The following is a 24,866-nucleotide window of genomic DNA, read 5'->3' on the forward strand; positions in this document are numbered from 1 at the left end:
ACTACATGAACTCCCGCTACGGCAGCCCCGTCGGCGCCTGGAACTTCTGGCAGACCCACCACTGGTACTGAGCCACCAGCGGACCCGAGAACACACCGCGAGACGCCCGGCCGGGACACCCCCGCCGGGCGTCTTCGCGTACCCCGGGACGGCGGAGGCCGGTCCGCGGATCGCGAAGGCTTCGAAACCGCGTTCCCCGTCACCAGTGCCGCGAACTGCGACCGACCTGCTGCGGTCGGATGGCACCACATTCTGACCCTTCAAGGACACAGACTGTCCTCTGACCCGGTCATAGTGGGGCCATGACCAGCGACATGACGGCTCGGACGCTGCGACTGCTGTCCCTGCTACAGACCCGCCGCGAGTGGTCCGGCGACGACCTCGCCGACCGCCTTCAGGTGACCGTCCGCACCGTGCGCCGCGACATCGACCGCCTGCGCGACCTGGGCTACCCCGTCGACAGCACCCGCGGCCACGCCGGCGGCTACCGGCTCGCCGCCGGCACCGACCTGCCGCCACTCCTCCTCGACGACGACGAAGCCGTGGCCATCGCCGTCGCCCTGCGCACCGCGGCCGGCGGCCTGAGGGGCATCGAGGAGACCGCCCTGCGCGCCCTCGCCAAACTCGAACAGGTCTTGCCCCGCCGCCTGCGCACGCGGGTCACCGCGCTCCAGCAGTCGATGAGCGGAATCGTCTGGGAGACCCGCGGCCCGCGCGCCGACCCCGCCCTCCTGTCCACCCTCGCCGTCACCTGCCGTGATCACGAGATCGTCACCTTCGACTACACCACCCGCGCCGGCACGACCGCTCCACGCCGGGTCGAACCGCAGCACCTCGTCGCCTCCGGCGACCTGTGGTACCTCCTGGCCCACGACACCGGCAGGGACGACTGGCGCGTCTTCCGACTGGACCGCATCACCGGCGTCACGGTCACCGGCCATCGCGTCCCCGCCCGCGCCCTGCCCGGTGACGACCCTGCCGCCTTCGTCGCCGAGAAGCTCTCCGGAGCCCCCACGCGTCACCGCGCCGTCGCCACCGTCCGGGCGTCCGCGGACCACGTCCGCACCCACACCCGTTACCTGACCGCCCGCATCCGCCCCGTCGACGAAGCCACCTGTGTCGTCGACGCCTCGGACGACTCCCTCACCCGCATCGCCCGGACACTGGCCTGCCTCACCGCCGACTACGCCCTCGACGCCGACCCCGACGTCCTCGACCACCTCCGCGCCACCGCCCGCCGCACCCTGCACGCCACCGGCTGACGACCCCCGGCAGGCTCGACGACGACACCGAGCGCGCACCACGTCGCGCGTCTCCCCCCGCCCGGCCGCGGTGCTGGCACGATGACGGCATGGAACGTGTGCTGGGAATCGGTGGGTACTTCATGCGGGCGGCGGACCCGGCGGCCCTGGGCGCGTGGTATCGCGAATGTCTGGGCCTGGACGCCGACGAGAACGGCCTGTGGCGTCAGGAAGCCGGGATGACGGTGTTCGCGACGTTCGAGTCCGACACCGACTACTTCGGGTCCCGCGCCCAGCGGACCATGCTCAACTTCCGTGTCCGTGACCTGGATGCGATGCTCGCGCAATTGCGCGCCAAGGGAGCGGACGTGGCAGGCGAGACCGAAGACATGGAGGGCGTCGGCCGGTTCGGCTGGGTCACCGACCCCGAGGGCAATCGCGTCGAACTGTGGCAGCCCGCCTGACGGCGGTTCTGAGGCGAACGGTATTCCTCGACTCCGAGCGATTGGGGTCCGCCCGACGCTGAGGCTCCGTTCGCTACGGCATGAGGTCGAGCGGATCCCTTTCCTCGTCGCCAGGGTGACCGAGGGCCTCCTCGTAGGCGTCGCGGTCGAAGACGTACGGGCCGAGCGGCAGCACGTCCCCCTCTGGCATTCTGGTGCTCCGGTCGCAGGGAGCCGGACCGCTGCGCCCACGTGTCGCTCCTCGTCGGGGGCGCTGACCGGTCTCAGCGGAACGCGGCGACGTTCCGGGCGGCCCAGTCGCCGAAGGGGCGCGGGGCTCGGCCGAGGACCCGCTGGACGTCCGGGCTGACGCGCTGCTCGGCCGGGGTCGGGGAACCGAGTATGTCCAGGGTGTCGTCGGCGAGCTCGGCCGGCATGCTCTGGGTCATGGCGGTCTTGGCCTCGTCCCGGGTGAGCTCGTGGAACCTCACCGGGGAGCCCAGCGCGGCGGCGATGGCCTCCGCCTGCCGGCGCGGAGTGATCACCTCCGGGCCGGTCAGCTCGTAAACGCCGCCGGTGTGCCGGTCATCCACCAGGCAGGCTGCCGCGACCGCGGCGATGTCCGCCGGGTCGATGACCGGCACCCCGACGTCGCCGAAGGGCGCGGCGACGACCCGTCGCGTACGGACGGAATCCGCCCACCACAGGGCGTTGGAGGCGAAGCCGCCCGGCCGCAGGACGGTCCACTCCAGGCCGGAGTCCCGCAGCACGTCCTCCAGCGCGCGCATCGCGATCCGTGTTCGGCCTGAGGGCCTGGTCACCACGCCCAGCGTGGAGAGCAGGACGACCCGGCGGACCCCGCTGGCCGCAGCTTCGCCGATGATGTCGGCAGGGTTGGCTCCAGTGGCGTGCAAGTCGCCGGACAGCAGAAGGAACAGCGCGTTCGCCCCGGCCAGTGCCGGCTTGAAGCCGGACGGCTCTGCCAGGTCGGCCACCACGTGGCGGGCGCCGTTCGGCACCGCCGCCGCGTGCCGTGACACGGCCGTCACCTCCTGGCCCGCCTCGGTCAGTGCCTGCGTCAACGGCCGGCCGATGTTCCCGGTGGCCCCGGTCACCACGATCATGAGCAGCTCCTTCTCGGATGTCCTGTGTGGCCTTCACGCTAGGAGCAGGGGCTTACTTTTAGTAAGGACATACCTTGAGGTAAGTTCATGACATGGAAGAAGGCGCGCAGACCAGACGGGCCGCGACGGAGAAGCGGTATGACGTGTTTCACACCGACTGCCCCGCGCGCGATGTGGTCGACCACGTGACCAGCAGGTGGGGCATCTGGGTGCTGATCTCCCTGCGGAGCAGCGACCTCCGGTTCTATGAGCTGCGCGAGAGCATCCACGGAATCAGCGAGAAGATGCTCGCCCAGACCTTGCGCGCACTGGTTCAGGACGGCCTGGTGTGGCGGGAGGTCGAACCGACGACGCCGCCGCAGGTCACTTACGGGCTGACCGAGTTCGGCCGGGACGTCGGCGAGCCGCTGACGGAACTGTTCGACCGGATCACACGGCGGCTTTCGCCGGAAGGCGGCGCGCCGCCCCCGTGAGGTTCTTCGGCCTCTTCGCCGAGGACGAATACTGCGTGCACGACGCCGTCGAGGCCGGCGCGGCCGGTCTCAGCGCCCGCCTGGACGGCGTGACGGCCTGGAACCGGGGCGCGGACCTGGCCCCGTTCCTGGAGGAGCTCTCCGAGGACTTCCGGGGCGATGACCTGCCTGGGGATGCCTTCCCCTGCACCGTGCCGCGGTCGTCGCCACCGGCCCGGCCCTTCATCGATAACCCGGTGGTTATCGTTCCGCGCACGATTCGGCCTTGATCATGCGCGCGACCCGCAAGATCGTTTGAGTTATGCAGTCACGCGCGCAAGACCCCCCGTCCGTACGCCCGGACGGGATGACGTATCCCCGCATCGTCGGCACCTCCTTGAACTCCCCATGAGCGTCGCCCTCGACCTGACGGTGATGTACGCGATGCATGATGCGCTGCGCCGGGAACTGGCCCATCTTGACCGCGTCACCACCGCCGCGGACCTCGACCCGGGGCAGGTGCTGGCCACCGCTGCCGGGTGGACGCTGTTCAAGAAGGCGCTCCGTGCCCACCACAGGGCCGAAGACGACGCCTTGTGGCCGTCGCTGCGCGAGAGTCTGACCGGCCGGCCGCAGGACCTGGCGCTGCTGGAGGTGATGGAGGCCGAGCACGCCGCCATCAACCCGGTGATCCGGGCCATCGACGACGCGGTGTCCGACCGCGACCCGGACCCGTTGCGGTTGGGCCAGCTTTCCGACGCGCTGACCCGCGGTCTGGCCGGACACCTCAAGCACGAGGAGGAGGCGGCGCTCCCGCTGATCCAGCGGGAGCTGACCGCCCGGCAGTGGGAGCATTTCAGCCGGGTCCACGCCCAGCGCGTCGACGAGGACGCGCCGCTGCTGCTGCCGTGGCTGCTGGACGGCGCCGACGAACTGACGGCGGACAGGCTCCTCGCCCGGCTGTCCGCTCCCGAGTACGCCGCCTGCACCACCCGGTGGATCCCGGCGTACGCGGCGCTCGACCGCTGGAATGCGCGCGTGACCACCTGACGCGCGCTCACCAACCGCCGTCTTGCGGTCCGCCGGCCGACGAAGGCACGCCTGCGCGTCGTCTCGAAGTACGGCCCGGGCGCGCGCACCCGCGAGTTCCAGGGGGCGGCGGTGCGACTTTCGGACAGGGGTCATAATCTCGCCATGAACATGCTTGCCGTGCGGGTGCTGTTGGCTGTCCTCCTCGTGGGGAGCGGCGTGAGCGGATGTTCGCTCCTTCCCCCGTTCCCCACCTGCGAGCGAACCGAGCAGTCCGTGGCCGAACTCGACGAGCTGCCCGCACTGGCGCTGCGTCCGCAGGGGGCCGTGTCCGTCGACGGTCCATGGGCCGGGGCCTCCTGCGTCGAAGACACGGCGGACGCCTGGCTCTCCGCGGGGCGGCTCTACGCGTACGGCGGGACCCGGCAGGAAGTACTGGCGTACTACGGCCGGGAAGCGCCCGCGTCGGGATGGCGGCCCGTGGATGGTCTGGACACGGGGCCTGACGGCCGGACCGCCGTCTTCTGCTTCGAATCCGCCGGCCGGCCGAGCATCGTCCTCGCCTTCGAAACCCCTGACGTGCTCAGCGAGATCTACGGAGAGGGGCCAGCTCCGGCGGCTCTGCTGGGCGTGGACGCCCGCACCTGGTTCAGCTGGTCCGCGGAATCGGCGCTCGACGGCTCACCGATCAGCTGCCGGATCTGACCTGCCGCGAGCCTGACGCGGGCCTGCCGTTGTGGGGCTTCACGAACGACGGCTGGTTCGCCGACGCGACGGTGCCGGGGTTCACGTGAGGGGTGCAGGTGTGTCCACGTCACAGTTGGGGGACGTACGGGGCGATGCCCACGATGAGGATGGACCGTTCGCCCGGCCCCCGCCCGGAGCCCGCGCGGACCGGGGCGACGTAGTGGCTGACCCTGTGGTCGTGGACGGCGTAGCCGTCCAGCGGGTCGGTCAGGGTGAACTCGGCGTGGATGTCCGCCCACGGGTCCTCGGGCTGGAGGCCCGCGCTGCCCGGTGTCGCGATGACGTTCTGCCCGCCGGTGACGTTGGTTCGGCTGATCAGGTGGGCGAAGGTGAACGTGCCGGCCGAACCCCCGTCCTGGTGCAAGCAGTTCGGGGAGGAGACGGCCTCCTGGCCCGGACCGTCGACGCCGAGCCTGATCAGGTGGACACCGGCCCACAGCGGCCGTCGCCCCAGGTCCTTCAGGGACAGGACCTGCTCGATGTCCCAGCGCAGGAGGCGCAGCAGCAGGGGGTTGCCGCGCAGTGCCTCGGGGATGTCGGGGAGCACGCGCCGCGTCCGCGGGCGATCGGGGCCGTCCTGGCCCTGGGAGAAGTCGGTGACCGTACCGTGCACGGGGTCGGGGGTTCCGGGAATCCAGGACAGTTCGTCCTTCCACGGCAGGTACACGGCATGGGAGTACCGACGGAACCGGTTGGTTCCCGGGGCGTACGGGTCGGGCGGCATGGCCGCGCAGACCTCCCGGATCCTGGCCAGGTCCCCTGCGGCGGAGCCGGCCGGGAGGATGCCCAGCCGCTCGGCTCCGTAGCGGGCGAACCCGCGCTCGCGCAGACCGTCCGCGCCGTCGCCCGGACCCTCCGCATCAGGGTGCGAACGCCTCCGGGGCTCAGCCTTTTCCACGTGTTCCTCCCACAGGTCACCACCGGGCCCGTGGCGCCGGCGGCCGTTGCCGACCTTACGGGCAGTCCTGCTGCCGCGCGTCCCGCGGGTCCGGGTCCACACCCGCGGCGGCGGGCTCGCCCGTGCTCACCCGTCACCTGATGTGAGGGGCCGGCCGGCCGCGCTGTCGCCGACCGGCCCCTGACACCAGGGATCAGGACACCGGCCCGGCCCCGTCCCGCAGCCGCTCGGCGAACGCCCGCGCGGCAGCCAGGTCCCCGGCGTCGGGCCGGTGCTTGTTGATGCCGCCCACGAGCTTGAAGGGCGTCCACGTGTCGAACGCCCGGCACGAGAACGTGCCCTCCACCACGAAGCCCTTCCCTTCGAGGAGCCCGACCAGCCGACGGGTGAAAGGCGTCGGCCGCAGCTCGGGCAGCCCGCTCGTGGCGAACACGAACGCCCGGCCCCGCCGGTCGGGAAGCGCCTTGGCGAAATCGGTCAGATGCGGGTGCAACCGGCCGTAGAAGACGCCCGACCCGAACCCCAGCAGGTCCGCGTCGGCCAGCTCCAGCGGGTCGGCCTCCTCCGGGGAGACGACACGCGCGCCCAGTACTTCGGCCACGACCTCGGCGATACGACGGGTATTGCCGTGCGACACGGAGGCGCACACGATGACGGTCTTCATCCTGACGGTCCTTTCTCCGGCTCCTGCATGTACGACAGGCGAGCGGCCCAGAACGTGACACCGCCCGGCCGGGTGGTGGCGGCGAGCCGCACTTCTCGCTATTGGTCCATACCTATTGACCGACCTCTCCGCCCCTCATACGATCCGGACCGGCACAGCCCCACCTGTCCCCACCTCACCCGGAGCCGGGCGTCGCACCCCACGCGTCAGTCAGTCAGCCATGCCTACGACGCCCAGCGGGAAGGGAGCACAGCATGTTCCGTCGACGGTCGCGCACCCCACGCCCCACGGGCGACGCCCGCCCTCCACAGGATTCCGGCCGCGGCAACGAGGGCCGGGTGTACGCGACCAGCCGCGCCCGGCGCGGAGCGTCCGCCCTCGCGCGTTCCCTGGCCGGGGTGAGCGCCGCCGCCCTCATCGGCGCCGGCATCGCCGTGTCCGGTACCGGATCGGCAGGCGCGGTCACCTCGGAGCCCGTGACCAACTCCGGTTTTGAGAACGGGCTCTCCGGCTGGACGTGCTCAGGCGCCAGCGGCTCCGCCGTCGGCAGCCCGGTCCACTCGGGCGCCGCCGCCCTCAAGGCCACGCCGACCGGCTCCGACCACGCCCAGTGCAGCCAGACCGTCAGCGTGCAGCCCAACTCCTCGTACACGCTGAGCGCCTACGTCCAGGGCAGCTACGTCTACCTGGGCGCCACCGGTGCCGGCATCTCCGGCGCCCAGTCCACCTGGACTCCGAACAGCCCGTCGTACGGTCGGCTCAGTGTCGGTTTCACCACCGGCCCGAACACCACCTCCGTGACCGTCTACCTGCACGGCTGGTACGGACAGCCCTCATACCACGCGGACGACGTGTCGCTCGTCGGCCCCGGCGGCAGCACCCCCACACCGACCGCCACACCGACCGCCACACCCCCGGCCACCACACCGCCCCCGACGACCCCGCCGCCCACCACCGCACCGCCCACGACCCCGCCGCCCGGCGAGACGTGCCCCACGAAGCCCAAGCCGTCCGGCAAGGTCCTGCAGGGGTACTGGGAGAACTGGGACGGCGCCGCGAACGGCGTCCACCCCGGCCTGGGCTGGATCCCCATCACGGACAGCCGGATCGCCGCACACGGCTACAACGTGATCAACGCCGCCTTCCCCGTGATCCTCTCCGACGGCACCGTCCTGTGGCAGGACGGCATGGACGCCGGCGTCAAGGTCGCGACCCCCGCCGAGATGTGCCAGGCCAAGGCGGCCGGAGCGACGGTCCTGATGTCGATCGGTGGCGCGGCCGCGGGCATCGACCTGAGTTCCAGCGCCGTCGCCGACCGGTTCGTGGCGACCGTCGTCCCGATCCTCAAGAAGTACAACTTCGACGGGATCGACATCGACATAGAGACCGGCCTCACCGGCAGCGGCAACATCAACACCCTGTCCGCCTCCCAGGCCAACCTGATGCGCATCATCGACGGCGTGCTGGCCCAGATGCCCGCGGGGTTCGGACTGACCATGGCCCCCGAAACCGCGTACGTCACCGGCGGAAGCGTCACCTACGGGTCGATCTGGGGCTCCTACCTGCCGATCATCAAGAAGTACGCCGACAACGGGCGACTGTGGTGGCTGAACATGCAGTACTACAACGGCAGCATGTACGGCTGCTCCGGCGACTCCTACCAGGCCGGTACGGTGCAGGGCTTCACCGCGCAGACCACCTGCCTGAACAACGGCCTGACCATCCAGGGCACCACCGTCAAGGTCCCCTACGACAAGCAGGTGCCCGGCCTGCCCGCCCAGCCGGGTGCGGGTGGCGGCCACATGACTCCGAGCCTGGTCAGCCAGTCGTGGAACGCCTTCAGCGGCTCGCTCAAGGGCCTCATGACCTGGTCGGTCAACTGGGACGGCTCAAAGGGCTGGACCTTCGGCGACAACGTCAAGCACCTACAGGGTCGTTGACGACCCAGCATGCTGAAACGATTCACAGAAGAGGGGAAAGCATGTCCGAATGTCACAGTTCGGGCATAGCCCCTCCCAGGCGGCGATGTCCCCATAGCGTGACTCGTTCACACCTGTCCCTATGGGGGTCCCATGTCCAACCAGTTCCCGCCAGCCCAACAGCCACCGCAGCCCGGGTACGGGTACCCGCCGCCGCCGAAGAAGTCTCCAACAGGGAAGATCATCGGGTTCTCCTGCCTCGGTGTCGTCGGCGTGATCGTGCTCATCGGAATCGCCGGAGCGCTGGCGGGCGGGACGGACGGCGGGAAGAACGGGAAGGAGGCGGCCGCGCCGCCGGCAGCCGTGTCATCGCCTGCCGCGAAGGCGCTGGAGAGCGAGTCCGACACCCCTGCGGGGAAGAACCAGCAGCCCATCGTCGTCACGGCGAAGAAGACAGACTTCAAGCCGAACGTCCTCTCGAAGGGCAGCGACGAGAAGTACACCAGCGTGTCGGTGACCGTCACCAACAACTCGGCCAAGACGATCAGCATCAACCCGCTGTACTTCTCGATCACCGACAACACTGGCGGGAAGCACACTGCTGAACTCGCTGTCGATGAGGGCCAGATCGACACCGTCGATCTCGCACCCGGCGAGAACATCACCGGGGTGATCACCGGCAAGGGCGCGTTCACCGCGAAGACGGTCACGTACAAGGACGGGCTGCTCGGCCGCGAGAACCATCGAGGCAGCGTCTCCTGAACCGAGGTACGGAAACCCGTCCCGGCCACCGGAGAGGCTCGGTCCCGGCCTCGCCCGAAGCACCACCTGGCCGGGGCGGCGGGGTTCGAGGGGTGCGGGGGCAGTTCGGTGGTAGGGGGTCAGAGCGGCGGTGCCGCTAGAAGGCTGTTGCGGGTCGGCGACGGGCAGTGTTGGCTCTTCTTGATCATGTTTGGCGACACTGCCGGACATACTGACCAGGGGGGACCCACATGCGTACTCGCCGAGTCCGACGACTCACACTTGCTGTTGCCGCATCCGGCTTGGTGACCGGCCTCGCCCTCGCGACGGGGATGGCCCAGGCCTCCTCCACCGTTCCGGCTCCGACGCCGAGCCCGACGTGCGCGCCGACTCCGACCCGCGCGCCCGTCCCGTCAACGAACCCCACGTCCACGCCGGCCCCCACCCCCAGCCGCACCCCGATCACGATCCCGATGGCGAACTCCTCCGAGGCCGAGCCGCCCTCCACGCCGACCCCCACGCCGGTCCCGACGACCGGCGCCACCACCACGCCGGTCCCGACGGCGAACCCCACGGAGGTCCAGCCGACCCCCACGGTGGTCCCGACGGCGAACCCCACGGAGGTCCAGCCGACCCCCACGGTGGTCCCGACGGTGGACCCCACCTGCACGCCCGTCCCGACCCCGAGCTACACAGCGGGTCCGACGAAGAACCCGTCGACCCCGCCGGCCCCGACCTACACGCCGGTCCCGACGAAGAACCCCTCGGGGATCCCGTCGACTCCCACGGACTGACGGTGAAACGGTGAAGTAGAGCAAGCGGTGGGGGCCCGGGCCGTGTGGGCCCGGGCCCCCACCGCAGCCTCACGGGAGCACCGCTGGGTGCGGGCCTCCGGGGAGGGTCTGCGCCGCTCTCGCCCGCGGCAGCTGACCCCGGAGTTCGAGCGGGGGCCGAGAGTGCTCCGCACGTCGTCGCGCCGTCGCGACGATCACGCGGATCCGCGGGCTCGGGCCGGCCGCCGTTTCACCAGCGGACGGCGGTGAAGTCGACCGGCCGGGGCCGCAACAGGCGGGTGCGCCCTGCCAGTGCGCTCAGCCTCCTCGACATGTCGTCGGCGGGCAGCCGGCGGCGGTCGCCGTGGCCCGGCAGGACCCATTCGAACTTCAGCCGTTCGGCCGCCCGGGCCAGGGAGGTGCCCAACTCCTCGATGGAGTACCAGGTCACGCTGTCCGCGACTTCCAGGTCACCGGTGGTACGGGACCAGTAGAAGCTGTCCCCGCTGAAGCAGTACCGGTCATCCGCGAGGTAGAGCACGCTGCCCTGCGTGTGGCCGGGCAGGGGGTGGGCGGTGACTCCCTCGCCGATCTCCAGGGGTTCGAGACCCCGGATCACCCGGTCTGCGTCCGGCGCGGCGTCGAGGTCACCCTCGTGGATCCACAGCCGGGCGCCGAAGTGGTCCGCGTAGTGGCGGCCGTGTGCCGCGTGGTCGCGGTGGGTGAGCAGGACATCGGTGACGGGACCCGATTCCGCGTAGCGGTCGGCGAGTCCACGGCTCCAGCGCGGCGTGTCGATCATCATGACCGTGCCGGAGGGCCGAAGGAGCAAGTAGGAATTGGCCCCGGCGGTGTGCTGTGAGTTGTGCCCGCACAGCAGTACGCCACTGTCCAGCTTCATCGGAAAGGGATCGAGCCCCTGGTCCGGCCGCCCGGAGACGGGGCGGATCGAGCGGGTGGGGCAGGCGAAGACGGCAGCGTGTAAGCGCCGCGTCTCCGCCTCGTCGCGCGGCGGGCGCAGGACCTCGGACCTTCCGTCGACCTCGCCGATCAGATCGGGCGCCAACTGTCGAGCGACGTCGCAGTTGAAGCAACGGTCGTCCACGTACCAGTCGTCCACGGCGGTTCTCCTTCCAGCGGGAACGCCCCCGATCGGGGCCGCTCTTCAGGGATACCGCACCCGCTTCCGGAATCGGTAGGCCCTGCCGATCTTGTGCTTCCGGACCCGAGGCGTTCTCCCCGGCCGGGCGGCGTTCGGGCGTGACGCGGGGCCCGCTTCCGCTGTTGTCCTCGCATGACGCTCGCACGGGGGCCGGGGCTTCGCCGGTCGACGTTCCTGAAGGCGGCCGCCGCTGCGGCACTGGGTGCGCTCCCGGCCGGTCCGGGCCGCGGCGGCAGCCCTCCAGGGGGCGCTCAGGGCGGCGCTCATGGGGCCGACGGTGCGCCGCGGGTGACGAAGGTGCGCGACCTGACGGGCCCCGGGCTCACCACCCGGTTCCGGATGGAGGCCACGGACCTGGGCATCCCGGTCGCCCTGCCCGACGGCAGAACCCTCTTCGTCTTCGGGGACACCTTCGAGGAGGCCCGGGTGGGCGGCGGCTGGTGGCGCTCCCCCGTCGGCCTGTATGCGACGACGGCCCGCCTCGACGAGGGTGTCGTCTGGACGGGAGCCGTCGGCGGGGAACACGCCCGCCAGCTGTGGGCGTACGAGCACGACAACCCGCTGTTCAGCACCGTGCTGCCGTCCGACGTGGTCCTCATCGGCGGAGCCCTCTTCCTCCACGTCACCGTGCACCGGGGGTGGGGCAGCGTGGTGTGGAGCGAGATCTGGCGCTCCGACGACTCGGGAGCGACCTGGCGGCACACCGGTGCCCGGTTCCCGGGGAACGCGCACGGCGGCCTGTTCCAGTCGCTGACGTGGGCTCTCGGGCCAGACGGCTACGTCTACGTCTGTTCGACGGGTTTCAGCCGGACCGGGCCCGTCCTGCTGCACCGGGTGCGGGCGGACGTGCTGGCCGAGCCGGACGCCTACGAAGGGTGGGGGTACCGCGCGGGCGCCTGGGGCTGGGGCAACGCGCCCACGCCGGTGCTGGAGGGCGGCTTCGGCGAGCTGTGCCTGCGGCTGCTGGACGGGTACTGGGTGCTGGTCTGCTTCAATGCCGCCGACGCCCGCATCGAAGCCCTCGTCATGCGCGAGCCGACCGCCGGACCGGCCGGCTCGTACCGGCACACCCTGATCCGCGGCGCGGCCTGGGGCCAGGAGGACGACACGCACGTGGGCCAGCCGTACGGCGGTTACGTCATCCCGGGATCCCGCCTGGACGACCTGCACCTGACGGTGAGCCAGTGGCGTACGGACAGGGGCTGGCCGTACCGGGTCATGCAGTTCCGGGTACGGGGGCTGAGCGGGCCGCCGGCTTCCTGACCGGTGGCCGGCCCGCCGGACGGCCCGCCGGACGGGTCAGGTCCAGCGCTGCGGGTCCGAGCCGTCGCACGGACCGGCGGCGGGTGCCCCCGGGCCACCGGTCAGGCAGGTTCCCGTGGCGAGGTGGCGGAGCTGTACCGAGCCGTCGGCGCGGCCCGTGAGCGTCCATCCCTGGGCGGCGGACCGGTCGCAGGAGCGGGCGCGCGGCGCTGTCCCGTCGTGGTCCAGGCAGGCGCCGGTCGCCCGGTTGCGGAGGTCGCCGGGGCCGTCGCCGTACGGGCGGAACTCCCATTCCTGGTAGCGCAATCCGTTGCAGGGCCATACCCGCAGGCCCTCCACGCTGTCGTCGAGGCAGGCGTCGGTGGCCTTGTTGCGGAAGACCCGGGCGGCTTCGGGAGCCTCCGACGAGGTCAGCGCGAGGACGGCCGCGACCCCCAGCGCGACACCGGTCAGCAGGCCTGCCACCGCCCACGGCCAGCGCCGGGCGACGACCGGTACCGGGCCGGGCCCGGCAGACCCGGGCTCCGGGGCCACCGAAGGCGCGGAAGGCCCGCCCGGCTCCGGGGAGGGGGCGGGAACGGACCCTGACGGGGCACGGTCCGGGCCGGTGCCCTGGCCGGACGGCGGACGGTTCTGGTCGGCGTCGGCGGCTTCCCACAGCACGCGGTACGCCGTGGGATCGGTGTCCAGGGCCCGGCAGATGTCCCGGACGACGGGCCAGGGCGGCACCGTGGCCCCACGGAAGTAACGCGACAGCGAGGAATCGCTGATCAGCACCTGCTGCTCCAGGGCCCGCAGTGTCGTCCCGGACCGCTGCTGCAGCGCGCGCAGTGCGTCGCCCAGCCGACGGGCGGCCGTGACCTGCCGGTCCGTGCCGTCGAGGTGGCTCATCCGTACCCTCTCCCCCGCGGCTCGCCGAAGCGTCCCGGTCGCCCGTCCTGTCCCGGGACACGTCTGTCCCCGCAGGTCAGCAGGGTAGGGATCCCGACATAGGCGAAGCAACAGGGACAAGGTTGCCAGCCTGCCCAGACCGCCACAAACTCGGAGCATCCAGTCGGCGGTTCACCCCACGTGGTGAAGCACGCGGCTCCCCCTCCCCCGCTTCGTGCGGCACGGGTGTGCCCGGCGCCGGCCCGACTCCTGACCGAAAGGCCCGTACCGCGATGCGTTTCAACTCCCTTACGGCGAAGAAGCTCTCGACCGGCTTCGCGCTCGTGCTCCTGCCCTTCACCACGACCGAGAGCGCCGTGGGCGCCGGCACCGGTTCCCCGGCGGCGGCCGCCGCCGGCGTGGTCTACCGGGTCCAGCTCAGCAACCGGTGCCTGGACGCGGACACGAACACCATCAACAACAACCCGGCGCGGGCCCAGGTGTGGGACTGCAACCACGCCGCCAACCAGCGCTGGACCCTGCACCCGTCAGGTGAACTGAAGATCGACTTCAACGGGAAGTGCCTGGACGCCGACACCAACACCATCAACAACAACGGGGGCAACGTGCAGCTGTGGTCCTGCAACGGCCAGCCTCAGCAGGCCTGGTACCGGGGCCCCAACGATTCGATCGTGCTGAAGTACAACGGCAAGTGCCTGGACCACGACACCAACCAGAACCGCAACGGCGGACGGGTCCAGCTCTGGAACTGCAACGGCTCTCCGCAGCAGTCGTGGCGCTGACGGCGGGCTCCGGCGCTCCGCCCCACGGTCCGCGCGGCGGGTCTCCGTGCGGCGGGTCAGGGCAGGACGTGCCGGGCGTGCAGGCGTCCCTCGTGGAATTCGATCGTGAAGGTGACCTGCTGCTCCTCCGAGAGTGACGGGGTCGGGCCCTCCAAGGCGTCCCGCGTCACGAAGACGGGCTCCTGCCGCCCCAGCGGAAGGATGAACCCGTAGCCTCTGGCTCGGTTGTAGGACTGGACGAAGCCTGTGAACCGTTCATCGGGCATGCGGCACGCTCCCCGACCGGGTCTACGCCGCCCCACCCCCGTCCCCGGGGGCGGGGCGGCCTTCACCCCCATGCTGTGACGGCACGCACCGACCACGCCCGCCGGACACCGCCGATCGGGTGTAACCCCTTGCCCTTGCCCCTCGCCCGTGCCCGGGTCCAGGTTCAGTCCAGGGCCAGGTCGAGCAGTGCGTTCGAGACCGCCTCGGTGGGCGCGGGGTGGATCCACAGGGGTGTCCGCGCGAGCTCACCGGCGCCGATGCCGAGGCTCATGGCCACCACGAGCGGCTGGATCAGGCTCGCGGCCTGCGGACCCAGGACGTGGGCGCCCAACAGCAGTCCGGTGCCGCGGTCGGCGAGTACCTTGCAGAAGCCGGTGCCGTCTTCCAGGGCCCAGCCGTAGGCGGTGTCCGAGAAGCGGCGCACGGAAACGGCGTAGTCGAGGCCCTCCTGCCGGCACTGCTGCTCGGTCCTGCCGACCTGCGCGATGTGGGGGCGGGTGAACACCCCGGCGGGGACGGCCTCGTGGGAGGTGCGGACCGGGTCGCCGGGGTGCAGCAGGTTGTGCGCCACGGTCCGCGCCTCCCGGTTCGCCACGTGCTTGAGCGGGAAGTCCGTGCACACGTCGCCGAGGGCGAACACCCCCTGGGCACTGGTGCGCTGGAAGGCGTCCACGACGATCCGGCCGTCGTCGTGGAGGTCGATCCCGGCCCGTGCGGCGTCGATCCGGTCGCTGTTCGGGGTGCGGCCCACGGCGACGAGCAGGGTGTCGGCTTCCACGGCGCCGCCGTCGTCCAGGACCAGGCGCAGTTGTCCCGGCCGCCCCTCGACGCGGGTCAGCGCGGTGCCCGTGCGTACGTCGTAGCGGTCGGCGGCGATCGCCGTGTACGCGGCGGCGACCGCCTCGTCCTGGGCGGAGAGCAGGGTGTCCTCTTGCTCGATGACCGTGATGCGGCTGCCCGCGGCGTGGAAGACGTGGGCGAGTTCGGCGGCGACGTAGCCACCGCCCAGCACCGCCAGGTGGCGCGGCGGACGCTGCACGCGCATCACCGTGTCGGAGGTCTCGTACGGCAGCCCGGACTCCCGTACCGGTGGGGGTACGGTCGGGCGGCTGCCGGTGGCGACGACGACCTGTCGGCCGCGGATCGTGACGGCGTCCGCGCCGCTTCCGACGGTCAGCGTACGGTCCCCGGTGAAGCGGGCGTGCCCCTTGAGGACCTCGATGTTCGGGGAGTCGCGACGGCCCTGCTCCCCCTCCGCGGCCTGCCGGTCCAGCCGCTCGAACACCCGCTCGCGGACGGCGGACCAGTCGACGCCGCTCAGCCGTGCCCCGACGCCGAACCGTCCGGCGTCGCGGATCCCGTCCACGAGGTCCGCGACGTGCACGAGCATCTTGCTGGGGATGCACCCCCGGTTCAGGCAGGTCCCGCCGAACGGCCCTTCGTCGACGATGGCCACGTCGAGGTGGGAGAACCGGTCGTCCACGACGGCGTTGCCCGAGCCCGCTCCGATGATCACGAGGTCATGAGTACGCATGCGGCGGAACGTACCCCCGCATGCCGGGCGTACGCGCGAACGGCACGCGGCGCCGTGCCGGGCCGCGGCTATGCGGCGGCGGGCGGGGCGAGGTGCTCCAGTGCCGCGAGGACGGCGTCGTGGGCGGTGGGCCGGCCCATCAGGACGCACAAGGTGTAGGCGGCGTCGTCCATCTCCCTCAGTGCCGCGGGATCCCCGGGCGTTGCCGCGAGACGGGCCTGGCAGGCGCGCAGCCGCGTGAGGGCCTCCTCGGTACGGGTCCGGGCCGGCGTGAGGGCACGAGGCCGTTGCCCGGGCGGGGCGGGGGCGCGGGCCGCCTGCACCGCCCGGCGCACCGCCCGCTCCACGCGCCGGGGGACGGGAGTTCCCCGGGCTCCGGCGGCCAGGGCCGACGCCAGGGCCTCGGGGGTGGTGCGGGCGAGGTCCGCCGCGGCGGCCAGGATCAGGTGCGCGTCCCGGGCCGAACACGGCGTCATGGCCATCAGCATCCCCACCGCCGACGCGGTCTGCGCCTCCACGAGGTCGCCGCCGGTCCCGTCACGCCCGTCGGGCCGTGCGGCGACGGCAGTCGGGCGGGGACGCCGGATTCCGGAAGGAGACATCAGTGATCCCTTCATTCCAAGGCAGGGGGGCGCGACAATCCGCGTATGAAAGGTATTCCGCGCCAAGTGCGTTGATACACATGGCAACTGGGGGCTAGCCGCACAAGAAAACAAGACCGCCGCGCCCCAGAGCGGGATCCGGCCCTGTCTTGCGGATCCCGGCCCTGTCATGCGAGGTACCAGGGACGGATCTACGGTTGGAGGAAGATCCCGGCGCTCGCGGACGCCCGGCACCCCCGCCGTCAGCCCGACGCGGTGCCGTGGGCGGCTCGACGGTCAGAGAGCCAGGCAGGAGGCCCCGGATGCCCCAGCACGCGACCACGGCGATGCGCGCGGCACTTCGCTCCACCCCCGCGGAGCGCGCCGCACTCGGCAAGGAAGCCCGCCGCCGCTCACCGCGGTCGGGACACGCCGCGTACGAGCCCTCTTCGAGCCGAAGGGACCCCCTCGGCATCCTCGAGGCGCAGTCGGCGACCCGGGTGCCGGAGCTGGTGCCGATCCGCTACGGGCGGATGTCCGAGTCCCCGTTCCGGTTCTACCGGGGCGCCGCTGCGATCATGGCCTCCGACCTGGCGGGCAGTCCCGACTCGGGGATCACCACCCAGCTGTGCGGAGACGCGCACCTGCTGAACTTCCGGCTGCTGGCGTCGCCCGAGCGGGAGCTGATGTTCGACATCAACGACTTCGACGAGACCTTGCCGGGCCCCTGGGAGTGGGACGTCAAGCGCCTGTCGGCGAGTTTCGTCATCGCCGGCCGGGCGAACGGCTTCGACGACGCGGAACGCGCCCGCATCGTGAGCGGCACCGTGCGTTCGTACCGCGAAGCGATGATCAGCTTCGCCGGCATGGGCAACCTCGACGTCTGGTACACGAAGATCAACGACACCGGTCTCAAGGACCTGACCACGGGCCGCCTCCACAAGAAGGGCCGCAAGAAGCTGGACCGCGCGCTGGCGAAGGCCCGCGCCCGGGACACCCTGCAGGTGTTCGGCAAGCTCACGCAGCTCGTCGACGGCAGGCCGATGATCGCGGCGGACCCGCCGTTGCTGGTACCGATGGCCGATCTGCTGCCGGACGCCGAGCGGACCACGCTGGAGCGCCAGTTCAGGGCGCTCATCGACCGGTACGGGCTCACGTTGCCGTCCGACCGGCGCCACTTGCTGGCGGACTACCAGCTGGTCGACGTCGCCCGCAAGGTCGTCGGGGTCGGCAGCGTGGGTACCCGGTGCTGGATCTTCCTGCTCCTCGGACGGGACGGCGAGGACCCGCTCTTCCTCCAGGCCAAGGAGGCCGACACCTCCGTCCTCGCCGACCACGTCGGGGCGAGCCAGTACCGCAACCAGGGTGAGCGCGTGGTCGCGGGACAGCGGCTGATGCAGGCGACGAGCGACATGTTCCTCGGCTGGGAACGGGTCGAGGGGATCGACGGCAAGCGCCGCGACTTCTACATCCGCCAGCTGCGCGACTGGAAGGGCATCGCGATGCCGGAGACGATGTCGCCGAGGCAGCTGGAGACGTTCGGCGAAGTCTGCGGCATCACGCTGGCCCGCGCGCACGCGCGGTCCGGCGACCGGATCGCGATCGCGTCCTACCTGGGCCGCGGGGACTCCTTCGACCGGGCCCTCGTCACGTTCGCGGAGGCGTACGCCGACCAGAACGAGAGCGACCACCGGGCGCTGCTGGACGCGGTGCGCACGGGACGCCTGCCGGCGGAGGAGCTCACCGGCTGACCGGCGGGGTGGCGGCGCCCGGGGTATCGGCGCCCGGGGTGACTGACCGGTCCCACGAGACGGTGTACCGGGCATCCGCGCCGGGCGGCCCGGGGCCGGAGGGTGACGGCGCGCCCCTCGCCCGCCGCAGCCCTATCGTGGGAGCGACGTCATGACCGGAAGCGGCGGCCCGCGGGCAGGTGGAGCGTGAACGGATCGGAGATCGACTACCCGGCGGTCTTCCACGCCCTGCCCAGCGCGGTGGCGCTGCTGACGACCGGCCTGGTGTACGTGGACGCCAACGAGGCCTACCTGTCCCTGTCGGGCCGCACCCGTGAGCAGCTCGTCGGCCGCTACCTCTTCGACGTCTTCCCCGACAATCCGGGTGATCCGGCCGCGACCGGCGTGCGCAACCTGCGCACGTCCCTGGAGCGGGTCGCGGCCACGCGCGAGCGCGACGCGATGGCCCTGCAACGCTACGACGTGGAGTCCCCCGACCGGCCGGGGGTGTGGCAGGAACGGTACTGGAGCCCCGTGAACGTCCCCGTCCTCGCCGCCGACGGCAGCGTGGCGCTCCTGCTGCACCGGGTGGAGGAGGTCACCGAACTGATCCGGGCAGGCAGCGGCGGGGACCGTGGCCAGGCCCTGGAGTCCGACCTCTACAGCCGTGCCCGGGACCTCCAGGACGTCAACGAGCGGCTGCGCCGGGCCCACGCGCGGGAACGCGAGGTGGCCCTCCACCTCCAGGAGGCGATGCTGCCGGCGCTGCGCCCGCTCGGCCACCACGAGGCCGCGGTGCGCTACCGGCCCGCGGCCGGAGCCCTGAACGTGTGCGGTGACTGGTACGACGTCGCCGACCTGCCGGGGCGGACCGCCGTCGCCGTGGGTGACGTCGTCGGGCACGGGCTGCGCGCGGCCGGCGTCATGGGACAGCTCCGCAGTGCGCTGTCGGCCGCGGCCCGTGTCGCGGAAGGCCCGGCGCAGGCCCTCGAAGTACTCGGTCTGTACGCCCGCTCCGTCACCGGAGCCGAGTCGACCACCGCCGTGCTCGTCTTCATCGACTGGAGCAGCCGCACCCTCACCTACAGCAGCGCCGGCCACCCGCCGCCCGCGCTCTGCCACAGCGACGGCACCGTCGTCTTCCTCGACGCGGCCACCGACCCGCCCCTCGGCGCCCGGCCCGAGCACACTCCCCGCCCGCAGGCCCAGACGGCCTTCCGGGACGGTTCCGTGCTGGTCCTGTACACGGACGGACTCGTCGAGCGCCGTCGCGAGGACATCGACACCGGTCTCGAACGGCTCGCCGCCACCCTCGTGCGGCACCGCTCCGCCGACGCGGAATCGCTGGCGGACGCCCTGCTGACCCGTTTGGCCCAGCCCGTCGGCATGACCGACGACACGGCCCTGGTCGTCCTTCGTCTGTGACGGCGTCCGGCGGTGATTCGTCTGTGACGGCGTCCGGCTGTGACGGGTGGCGGGCGTGGGTCAGGCCCGGGGAGGCCGCACACCACCGATGCCCTGCCGGTCGGGCGTCTGCGCGGTGGCGCGGCGCGCGGGGTCGGTGAAGGTCCGGCGGACCGCTTCGTCGAGGAGGCCCAGTTCCGCGCGTACGGCCGTCAGACGCTCGGCCGGCTGTGTTTCGAGCAGGTCCTCCAGCAGGGCGCGGAGCCGTCTGCACACCTGGAGGGAGGTGACGCCGTACTCGCGGATCTCCGTCACCCCGAGCCGCAGGTAGTCGTCCCAGCCACGGCCCGGCACCACCAGCCGCGGCCGGCCCCGGTCGTCGGCGAGCACGTACCGGCCGCCGAGCCGGGCCCGGCCCACCACGTGCAGGAACGTGTCGACGTGGTTGAGGACCTGCACGGCGGTCGTGGGGTCGTTGACGGCGGGCGAGAGGGCGCGGATGGCGATGTCGACGAGGATGCGCAGGGCGAAGGCGGGGTCCTGCTCGATGGTGCGCTCGGCGCCGAACGCGACGAGCCCCGCGACCCGGTGCGGGTCGGGGGGCGGCGAGGTGCCGTGCGCCTCGACGAAGGTGGTGCCGGGCGGTACGAAGTCCCCGACGGGATGGGTCAGGACGAGGACGCAGTCCTCGCGGGCCGCGACGGCGATCAGCCCCGCCGCGTCGAACGCCTGGAGGACTCCGCCCCGTTCGGAGCGGATGCGGGTGACCGGACCGGCCGCGGGCAGGGACCACCCCTCGGGTGCCGCCGAGGAACGGATGCGCTCCGACCCGCGGGCCACCACCTTCGCTCCGAGGCGCCCCACCAGATCGGCGATGGCGACGGGCCGCAGGTTGTGGGTGAACCGGTTGAGGTAGATGAGCAACAGCATGAGGCTGACGGCGACGGCCACACCGGACAGGGTCACCCCGAGGTTGGGGACGGAGTCGGATTCGATCTTGCGCAGCAGGGAGAAGGCGAAGGCGAAGGTTCCCGTGAACGTGGCCAGCACGGCCTTCTGCAGCCGGTCGCGGTACCACAGGCGCATGTAGCGCGGGGAGAGCGTGCCGGTCGCCTGCTGGATGACCAGTACACCGATGGTCACGACGAACCCCAGCAGCGCGACCATGGCTCCGACGACGGAACTGAGCACGCTGCTCGCGGTCGTCGCGGAGTAACGCCAGCCGCCCGGCAGCCAGTCCGCCCCGTCGACGCGGGCGGCCCACTCGGCGGACAGCGCCCCGAGCAGGAGTCCGAGCAGGGGGATGATCCACAGGCTTGCCTTGGCGTACTGCCGCAACCGGAAGCGCGCCGCCCAGGACATCATCGTCCGTTCCCCGGTTTCGGCGGTGCGCAGCGGCCTGACCGTCCAGTTCGCACGTTCCCATGGTAGGGCCGCTTCCCGGCGCCCGCAGGCGGCGACGGCCCGGCGGGCTCGCCGGGAGTTCCGCGCCTAAGCTGGCTGGGGGGCGTCGGAAGGGGTCGTCTCTCATGGCTGACTATCCGCTGATCGAAGACCACGGCCTGATCGGTGATCTCCAGACCGCGGCATTGGTGACCACGGACGGCACGATCGACTGGTTCTGTTGTCCTCGTTTCGATTCTCCGAGCGTGTTCGGGTCACTCCTCGACTGGGAGAAGGGCGGCCACTTCACGGTCAGGCCGGCCGAACCCACGTACACCACGAAGCAGTTGTACCTGCCGGACACCGCGGTTCTGGTCACTCGGTTCATGACCGAGTCGGGTACCGGCGAGGTCGTCGACTTCATGCCGGTGACCGGAGGCACGGCCACCGACCGCCACCGCCTGGTCCGCATGCTCCGGTGCGTGCGCGGCAGCATGACCTTCCAGGTCGAGATCGCCCCGAGGTTCGACTACGGCCGCGCACCCCACACGCTGCGGATCTCCGAGAACGGGGCGGTGTTCGCCTCGGCCGACCTGGAACTCACGCTCAGCGTGGTGCGGGAACCGGAGGACGAGCGGCTGGTGCACACCCTCACCGGAGAGCACGACCTGCGTGTCGAGCTGGCGCTCGACGCCGGACAGCAGCGGGGGCTGGTGCTGGCGTCCGCCGCGGAGGGGCCGCCGCGCGAGATCCGCGTCGCCGAGTTCCAGGAGCTCTTCGACGAGACCAGGCTCTTCTGGCGGACGTGGCTCCGCCAGTCCCGGTACACGGGCCGGTGGCGCGAGATGGTGGAGCGCTCCGCCATCACCCTGAAGCTGATGACGTACGCACCCACCGGCGCCCTGGTGGCGGCGCCCACGGCCGGTCTGCCCGAGCAGCTGGGAGGCGAGCGGAACTGGGACTACCGGTTCACCTGGATCCGTGACGCCTCCTTCTCCGTGTACGCCCTGCTGGGGCTGGGGTTCACGGAGGAGGCGCGGGCCTTCATCGGCTGGCTCGGCGACCGCGTGAAGGAGAAGGCGGGCCGCGACACGGACACGGGGCCCTTGAACATCATGTACCGGGTGGACGGTTCGTCCGACCTGTACGAAGAGGTCCTGGACCACTGGGAGGGCTACCAGGGGTCCGCCCCGGTGCGGATCGGCAACGGCGCGGCGGAACAGTTGCAGATGGACATCTACGGAGAGGCGCTGGACAGCATCTCCTTCGCCCACCAGCACGGCATCCACCTCGACATCCAGGGCTGGTCCTCGCTGCGCACCCTGCTCGACTGGCTCGTGGACCACTGGGACCAGGCCGGTGAGGGGTTGTGGGAGACCCGCGGCGGGCGCCAGGACTTCACCTACGGCCGTGTGATGTCCTGGGTGGCGTTCGACCGCGCGCTGCGGCTGGCGGCGGCGCACGGCAGGCCGGCGGAGAGCGGCCGCTGGGCGGCCGAGCGCGACAACATCTACCGGCAGATCCTGGACAGGGGCTGGGACCCCGAGCGCCGGGCCTTCGTCCAGCACTACGGCAGCGCTGTGCTCGACTCTTCCCTGCTGCGGATGCCGACGGTCGGGTTCATCACGCCCGACGACCCGATGTGGACGTCCACCCTGGACGCGATGGACCGGGAGCTGGTCACCGACAGTCTCGTCTACCGCTACAACCCCGAGGCCTCCCCCGACGGGCTGCGCGGCTCCGAGGGCACCTTCTCCCTGTGCACCTTCATGTACGTCGACGCCCTGGCCCGGGCCGGGCGGGCGGATCAGGCCCGGCTGGTCCTGGAGAAGATGATGGCGTACGCCAACCACCTCGGTCTGTACTCCGAGGAGATCGCGCTGACGGGAAGGCAACTCGGCAACTTCCCGCAGGCGTTCACCCATCTGGCACTGATCGATGCCGCCATCACGCTGGACGACACCTTGAACCGCATGCGGAAGGGATAGCGGAAGGATCAGCCGACGGCCGTGCCGCCGGTGGCCGGGCGGGTCCGCACGGGTGGCCCGGGGGCCAGCACCACGACCAGGTCGCCCTCCTGGGGGACGACGGCCCGTGTCTCGTCGACCGGCTCCAGACTGCCGTCGTCGCGGACCACGAACAGCGTTTCGTGTCCCGGCGGGAGCGGATCGGAGGCCGGGCGCACCAGGAAGCGGGCGCCCTGTTCGTAGCGTGCCGCCAGGACGTGCCGCAGCAGCGAACCGCCGAACAGGACGGCGCCGCCCGTGTAGGGGGCGACGACGCCGTGGCTCTCGTGGGGTGGTCCCACCCGGTAGACGGGCCCCTCCACGTTGTCCTCGACGAGTACGGAGGCGAGCGCGTTGAAGTCGTCGTCGTCGGTGAGCAGGAAGACGGCGTTGACCCCCTCCAGCCGCGCCCTGGGGTTGGTGGCCGTCGCCAGCAGGTCCCCCCTGGCCAGTTTGATCCCGGCCTCCTTGATGCGCTCGCGTTCCTCGCTCTGTCCCGCCCACATCTGCACGTCGAGTCCCGCCGACCGCAGGGCCTTGCCCAGCGCGATCACCCACGGAGCGCCGCCCACCAGGAGGGGCCGGGTGCGGTTCGGGCGGGCGACGCCGAGCATGCGGGCCACGGGGCCGGCGGTCAGGGCGTAGAGCACGACCGTCGAGACGATCACGAGGAAGGTGATGGGAAGGATCTTGGATGCGCCGGCGAGCCCCAGTTGGACGAGGGGCGCGGCGAAGGCCGCGGCGGTGGAGGCGGCGACGATGCCGCGCGGGGCCATCCAGCCCGTGAACGCCCGCTCCCCCGTGCTCATGTTCTTGCCCATGGTCGCGAGGTAGGCCACCAGCGGCCGCACCACGAGCACGAGGAGCGCGACGAGGACGAGGGTGGGCAGGAGCACGGGTGTCAGTGAGGCCGGGGCGACGCTGGAGGAGATGGAGATGAACAGCAGCCCGATGATCAGCTGGACGAGCGTCTCGAAGAAGGGCCGGCGGGCCGGCATGTCGAATTTGCGGATGTTGGCCGCGGCCATGCCGGTGACGATGGCGGCGATGAGTCCGGTGTCGTCGCGGACGATGTCGCACCCCGCCGAAACCGCGATCACCGTGGCCAGTTGCGCCAGCGTCCCGAGCGCCTCGCCGAGCCGGAGCACCCGCAGGGTCAGCCACAGCAGCGCGACGCCCACGGCTCCGCCGACGAGGCCGACCGCCATGCTGATGACGAACTGACCGATCTGGTAGCCGCGGCCGATGTCGATCTGGTGCGTCGTGGCGATGGCGTGGAAGACGAGTGCTCCGAGGATGGCGCCGATCGGGTCGGTCAGTGTTCCTTCCCAGATCAGCAGGCGCCGGACCTTGTCCGTCGGCCGTACGTACTGGAGGAGGGGGCCCACCACCGTGGGCCCGGACACGACGAGGATCATGCCCACCATCGCGGCCACCCGGAGCGACATGCCGAACAGGGCCGGGCCGACGGCACAGACGGCCAGGAAGGTGAAGGCCACTCCGAAGAGCAGCAGTCTGCCCACCATCGCGCGGGTCTGGCCCGTCAGGTTCCGCAGGTCGAGGCCGAGTCCGGCGTCGTAGAGGATGACCGCCACGGACAGCGAGACCAGGGCGGAGAACTCCTCCCCGATCAGCTGGTCCGGATGGATGATGTCGGTGACGGCGCCCGCCGCGAAGCCCACCGGCAGGAGCAGGATCAGCGCGGGTACGCGGAGTTTGCCCGCGAGGATCTGGCAGGCGGTGGCCAGGGCCACGATCAGGGCGATGCCGAGGAGGATGTCGTCCTCGCTCACGACGGTTTCCTTCCTCGCCTCACGGGCGCGGTGGGGGCT

The 24,866-nt window shown here is 71.5% G+C and carries 23 protein-coding genes and 2 pseudogenes; 15 read left to right on the forward strand and 10 right to left on the reverse strand.

What is annotated here, in order from left to right; all coding sequences use genetic code 11:
• The first annotated feature begins 302 nt into the window (after positions 1-302).
• Both ABZZ17_RS30135 and ABZZ17_RS30140 read left to right on the forward strand, forming a co-directional pair.
• The gene (locus ABZZ17_RS30135) at positions 303-1,262 is read left to right on the forward strand and encodes a WYL domain-containing protein (RefSeq protein ID WP_356880621.1); all 960 of its coding nucleotides are present in this window, start codon (positions 303-305) and stop codon (positions 1,260-1,262) included.
• Positions 1,263-1,351: 89 nt separating this feature from the next.
• On the forward strand, positions 1,352-1,705 hold the full coding sequence (locus ABZZ17_RS30140; RefSeq protein WP_356880623.1) for a VOC family protein: 354 nt from the start codon (positions 1,352-1,354) through the stop codon (positions 1,703-1,705).
• Between the two features lie 263 nt (positions 1,706-1,968).
• Here ABZZ17_RS30140 and ABZZ17_RS30145 read toward each other — a convergent pair whose 3' ends face one another.
• Positions 1,969-2,808 (reverse strand): NAD(P)H-binding protein, encoded by an 840-nt coding sequence (locus ABZZ17_RS30145; RefSeq protein WP_356880625.1) that lies wholly within the window; start codon positions 2,806-2,808, stop codon positions 1,969-1,971.
• A 92-nt stretch (positions 2,809-2,900) separates the two neighbouring features.
• Here ABZZ17_RS30145 and ABZZ17_RS30150 point away from each other — a divergent pair, with 92 nt between their 5' ends.
• The 4 genes from ABZZ17_RS30150 to ABZZ17_RS30165 all read left to right on the forward strand — a co-directional run bounded on the left by ABZZ17_RS30150 (position 2,901) and on the right by ABZZ17_RS30165 (position 4,994).
• On the forward strand, positions 2,901-3,281 hold the full coding sequence (locus ABZZ17_RS30150; protein WP_356880627.1) for a helix-turn-helix domain-containing protein: 381 nt from the start codon (positions 2,901-2,903) through the stop codon (positions 3,279-3,281).
• A complete protein-coding gene (locus ABZZ17_RS30155) occupies positions 3,278-3,550 on the forward strand; it encodes a DUF6228 family protein (RefSeq protein WP_356880629.1) in 273 nt (90 codons plus the stop codon). The genes ABZZ17_RS30150 and ABZZ17_RS30155 overlap by 4 nt, the downstream gene beginning before the upstream one ends.
• 118 nt (positions 3,551-3,668) lie before the next feature.
• Positions 3,669-4,310 carry a hemerythrin domain-containing protein gene (locus ABZZ17_RS30160; RefSeq protein ID WP_356880631.1) on the forward strand — a complete coding sequence of 214 codons (642 nt, stop codon included), beginning with the start codon at positions 3,669-3,671 and terminating at the stop codon, positions 4,308-4,310.
• 144 nt (positions 4,311-4,454) lie between these two features.
• A complete protein-coding gene (locus ABZZ17_RS30165) occupies positions 4,455-4,994 on the forward strand; it encodes a hypothetical protein (RefSeq protein WP_356880633.1) in 540 nt (179 codons plus the stop codon).
• A 109-nt stretch (positions 4,995-5,103) separates the two neighbouring features.
• Here ABZZ17_RS30165 and ABZZ17_RS30170 read toward each other — a convergent pair whose 3' ends face one another.
• Both ABZZ17_RS30170 and ABZZ17_RS30175 read right to left on the reverse strand, forming a co-directional pair.
• A complete protein-coding gene (locus tag ABZZ17_RS30170; RefSeq protein WP_356880635.1) occupies positions 5,104-5,934 on the reverse strand; it encodes a 2OG-Fe dioxygenase family protein in 831 nt (276 codons plus the stop codon).
• A gap of 193 nt (positions 5,935-6,127) precedes the next feature.
• Complete coding sequence (locus tag ABZZ17_RS30175; RefSeq protein WP_356880637.1) at positions 6,128-6,598, reverse strand: flavodoxin family protein; 471 nt, start codon at positions 6,596-6,598, stop codon at positions 6,128-6,130.
• 254 nt (positions 6,599-6,852) lie between these two features.
• Here ABZZ17_RS30175 and ABZZ17_RS30180 point away from each other — a divergent pair.
• From ABZZ17_RS30180 to ABZZ17_RS30195, 4 genes and pseudogenes are all read left to right on the forward strand, one after another.
• Positions 6,853-7,407 (forward strand): annotated as a pseudogene (locus ABZZ17_RS30180) (carbohydrate binding domain-containing protein); the annotation flags it as partial.
• A 174-nt stretch (positions 7,408-7,581) separates the two neighbouring features.
• Positions 7,582-8,538, forward strand: a pseudogene (locus ABZZ17_RS30185) (chitinase); the annotation flags it as partial.
• 132 nt (positions 8,539-8,670) lie between these two features.
• Positions 8,671-9,279 carry a DUF4352 domain-containing protein gene (locus ABZZ17_RS30190; RefSeq protein WP_356880639.1) on the forward strand — a complete coding sequence of 203 codons (609 nt, stop codon included), beginning with the start codon at positions 8,671-8,673 and terminating at the stop codon, positions 9,277-9,279.
• Positions 9,280-9,731: 452 nt separating this feature from the next.
• Positions 9,732-10,052, forward strand: coding sequence for a hypothetical protein (locus ABZZ17_RS30195; protein ID WP_356880641.1), 321 nt, complete (start codon positions 9,732-9,734; stop codon positions 10,050-10,052).
• A 229-nt stretch (positions 10,053-10,281) separates the two neighbouring features.
• Here ABZZ17_RS30195 and ABZZ17_RS30200 read toward each other — a convergent pair whose 3' ends face one another.
• On the reverse strand, positions 10,282-11,151 hold the full coding sequence (locus tag ABZZ17_RS30200; RefSeq protein WP_356880643.1) for a ferredoxin: 870 nt from the start codon (positions 11,149-11,151) through the stop codon (positions 10,282-10,284).
• A 330-nt stretch (positions 11,152-11,481) separates the two neighbouring features.
• On the opposite strand from ABZZ17_RS30200, the gene ABZZ17_RS30205 reads away from it, so the two are divergent.
• The gene (locus ABZZ17_RS30205; RefSeq protein WP_356880645.1) at positions 11,482-12,456 is read left to right on the forward strand and encodes a DUF4185 domain-containing protein; all 975 of its coding nucleotides are present in this window, start codon (positions 11,482-11,484) and stop codon (positions 12,454-12,456) included.
• A 36-nt stretch (positions 12,457-12,492) separates the two neighbouring features.
• Here ABZZ17_RS30205 and ABZZ17_RS30210 read toward each other — a convergent pair whose 3' ends face one another.
• Positions 12,493-13,347 (reverse strand): helix-turn-helix domain-containing protein, encoded by an 855-nt coding sequence (locus ABZZ17_RS30210; RefSeq protein WP_356880646.1) that lies wholly within the window; start codon positions 13,345-13,347, stop codon positions 12,493-12,495.
• A gap of 272 nt (positions 13,348-13,619) precedes the next feature.
• Between ABZZ17_RS30210 and ABZZ17_RS30215 the strand changes: the two genes are divergently transcribed.
• Positions 13,620-14,129 (forward strand): RICIN domain-containing protein, encoded by a 510-nt coding sequence (locus tag ABZZ17_RS30215; RefSeq protein WP_356880647.1) that lies wholly within the window; start codon positions 13,620-13,622, stop codon positions 14,127-14,129.
• Between the two features lie 56 nt (positions 14,130-14,185).
• On the opposite strand, the gene ABZZ17_RS30220 is transcribed toward ABZZ17_RS30215, so the two are convergent.
• The 3 genes from ABZZ17_RS30220 to ABZZ17_RS30230 form a co-directional block, all read right to left on the reverse strand.
• Positions 14,186-14,395: a cold shock domain-containing protein gene (locus ABZZ17_RS30220; protein WP_356880649.1), complete on the reverse strand. Its 210-nt coding sequence runs from the start codon at positions 14,393-14,395 to the stop codon at positions 14,186-14,188.
• A 164-nt stretch (positions 14,396-14,559) separates the two neighbouring features.
• Positions 14,560-15,930, reverse strand: coding sequence for a mycothione reductase (locus ABZZ17_RS30225; RefSeq protein ID WP_356880650.1), 1,371 nt, complete (start codon positions 15,928-15,930; stop codon positions 14,560-14,562).
• 68 nt (positions 15,931-15,998) lie between these two features.
• Positions 15,999-16,532 (reverse strand): DUF5133 domain-containing protein, encoded by a 534-nt coding sequence (locus tag ABZZ17_RS30230; RefSeq protein ID WP_356880652.1) that lies wholly within the window; start codon positions 16,530-16,532, stop codon positions 15,999-16,001.
• A 302-nt stretch (positions 16,533-16,834) separates the two neighbouring features.
• Between ABZZ17_RS30230 and ABZZ17_RS30235 the strand changes: the two genes are divergently transcribed.
• Together ABZZ17_RS30235 and ABZZ17_RS30240 are read left to right on the forward strand one after the other, a co-directional pair.
• Positions 16,835-18,262: a DUF2252 domain-containing protein gene (locus ABZZ17_RS30235; protein ID WP_356880653.1), complete on the forward strand. Its 1,428-nt coding sequence runs from the start codon at positions 16,835-16,837 to the stop codon at positions 18,260-18,262.
• A 186-nt stretch (positions 18,263-18,448) separates the two neighbouring features.
• Positions 18,449-19,666: a SpoIIE family protein phosphatase gene (locus tag ABZZ17_RS30240; RefSeq protein WP_356880654.1), complete on the forward strand. Its 1,218-nt coding sequence runs from the start codon at positions 18,449-18,451 to the stop codon at positions 19,664-19,666.
• Positions 19,667-19,726: 60 nt separating this feature from the next.
• Here the strand turns inward: ABZZ17_RS30240 and ABZZ17_RS30245 are convergent, their stop codons facing one another.
• Positions 19,727-21,010, reverse strand: a complete 1,284-nt coding sequence (locus ABZZ17_RS30245) for a DUF2254 domain-containing protein (RefSeq protein WP_356880655.1) — start codon at positions 21,008-21,010, stop codon at positions 19,727-19,729.
• Positions 21,011-21,174: 164 nt separating this feature from the next.
• Between ABZZ17_RS30245 and ABZZ17_RS30250 the strand changes: the two genes are divergently transcribed.
• The gene (locus ABZZ17_RS30250) at positions 21,175-23,016 is read left to right on the forward strand and encodes a glycoside hydrolase family 15 protein (RefSeq protein ID WP_356880656.1); all 1,842 of its coding nucleotides are present in this window, start codon (positions 21,175-21,177) and stop codon (positions 23,014-23,016) included.
• An 8-nt stretch (positions 23,017-23,024) separates the two neighbouring features.
• Here ABZZ17_RS30250 and ABZZ17_RS30255 read toward each other — a convergent pair whose 3' ends face one another.
• Entirely contained in the window at positions 23,025-24,827 is a 1,803-nt protein-coding gene (locus ABZZ17_RS30255; protein ID WP_356880658.1) for a cation:proton antiporter, read from the reverse strand.
• Between the last annotated feature and the right edge of the window lie 39 nt (positions 24,828-24,866).

It is taken from the genome of Streptomyces sp. NPDC006512, from assembly GCF_040611935.1.
Taxonomy (GTDB): domain Bacteria; phylum Actinomycetota; class Actinomycetes; order Streptomycetales; family Streptomycetaceae; genus Streptomyces.

Bases quoted from the DNA above. Each gene is read 5' to 3' on its own strand.
- ABZZ17_RS30135 (WP_356880621.1), top strand. From the start codon at position 303: ATGACCAGCGACATGACGGCTCGGACGCTGCGACTGCTGTCCCTGCTA.
- ABZZ17_RS30140 (WP_356880623.1), top strand. From the start codon at position 1,352: ATGGAACGTGTGCTGGGAATCGGTGGGTACTTCATGCGGGCGGCGGAC.
- ABZZ17_RS30145 (WP_356880625.1), bottom strand. From the start codon at position 2,808: ATGATCGTGGTGACCGGGGCCACCGGGAACATCGGCCGGCCGTTGACG.
- ABZZ17_RS30150 (WP_356880627.1), top strand. From the start codon at position 2,901: ATGGAAGAAGGCGCGCAGACCAGACGGGCCGCGACGGAGAAGCGGTAT.
- ABZZ17_RS30160 (WP_356880631.1), top strand. From the start codon at position 3,669: ATGAGCGTCGCCCTCGACCTGACGGTGATGTACGCGATGCATGATGCG.
- ABZZ17_RS30165 (WP_356880633.1), top strand. From the start codon at position 4,455: ATGAACATGCTTGCCGTGCGGGTGCTGTTGGCTGTCCTCCTCGTGGGG.
- ABZZ17_RS30175 (WP_356880637.1), bottom strand. From the start codon at position 6,598: ATGAAGACCGTCATCGTGTGCGCCTCCGTGTCGCACGGCAATACCCGT.
- ABZZ17_RS30190 (WP_356880639.1), top strand. From the start codon at position 8,671: ATGTCCAACCAGTTCCCGCCAGCCCAACAGCCACCGCAGCCCGGGTAC.
- ABZZ17_RS30195 (WP_356880641.1), top strand. From the start codon at position 9,732: ATGGCGAACTCCTCCGAGGCCGAGCCGCCCTCCACGCCGACCCCCACG.
- ABZZ17_RS30210 (WP_356880646.1), bottom strand. From the start codon at position 13,347: ATGAGCCACCTCGACGGCACGGACCGGCAGGTCACGGCCGCCCGTCGG.
- ABZZ17_RS30215 (WP_356880647.1), top strand. From the start codon at position 13,620: ATGCGTTTCAACTCCCTTACGGCGAAGAAGCTCTCGACCGGCTTCGCG.
- ABZZ17_RS30220 (WP_356880649.1), bottom strand. From the start codon at position 14,395: ATGCCCGATGAACGGTTCACAGGCTTCGTCCAGTCCTACAACCGAGCC.
- ABZZ17_RS30225 (WP_356880650.1), bottom strand. From the start codon at position 15,930: ATGCGTACTCATGACCTCGTGATCATCGGAGCGGGCTCGGGCAACGCC.
- ABZZ17_RS30230 (WP_356880652.1), bottom strand. From the start codon at position 16,532: ATGTCTCCTTCCGGAATCCGGCGTCCCCGCCCGACTGCCGTCGCCGCA.
- ABZZ17_RS30235 (WP_356880653.1), top strand. From the start codon at position 16,835: ATGCCCCAGCACGCGACCACGGCGATGCGCGCGGCACTTCGCTCCACC.
- ABZZ17_RS30245 (WP_356880655.1), bottom strand. From the start codon at position 21,010: ATGATGTCCTGGGCGGCGCGCTTCCGGTTGCGGCAGTACGCCAAGGCA.
- ABZZ17_RS30250 (WP_356880656.1), top strand. From the start codon at position 21,175: ATGGCTGACTATCCGCTGATCGAAGACCACGGCCTGATCGGTGATCTC.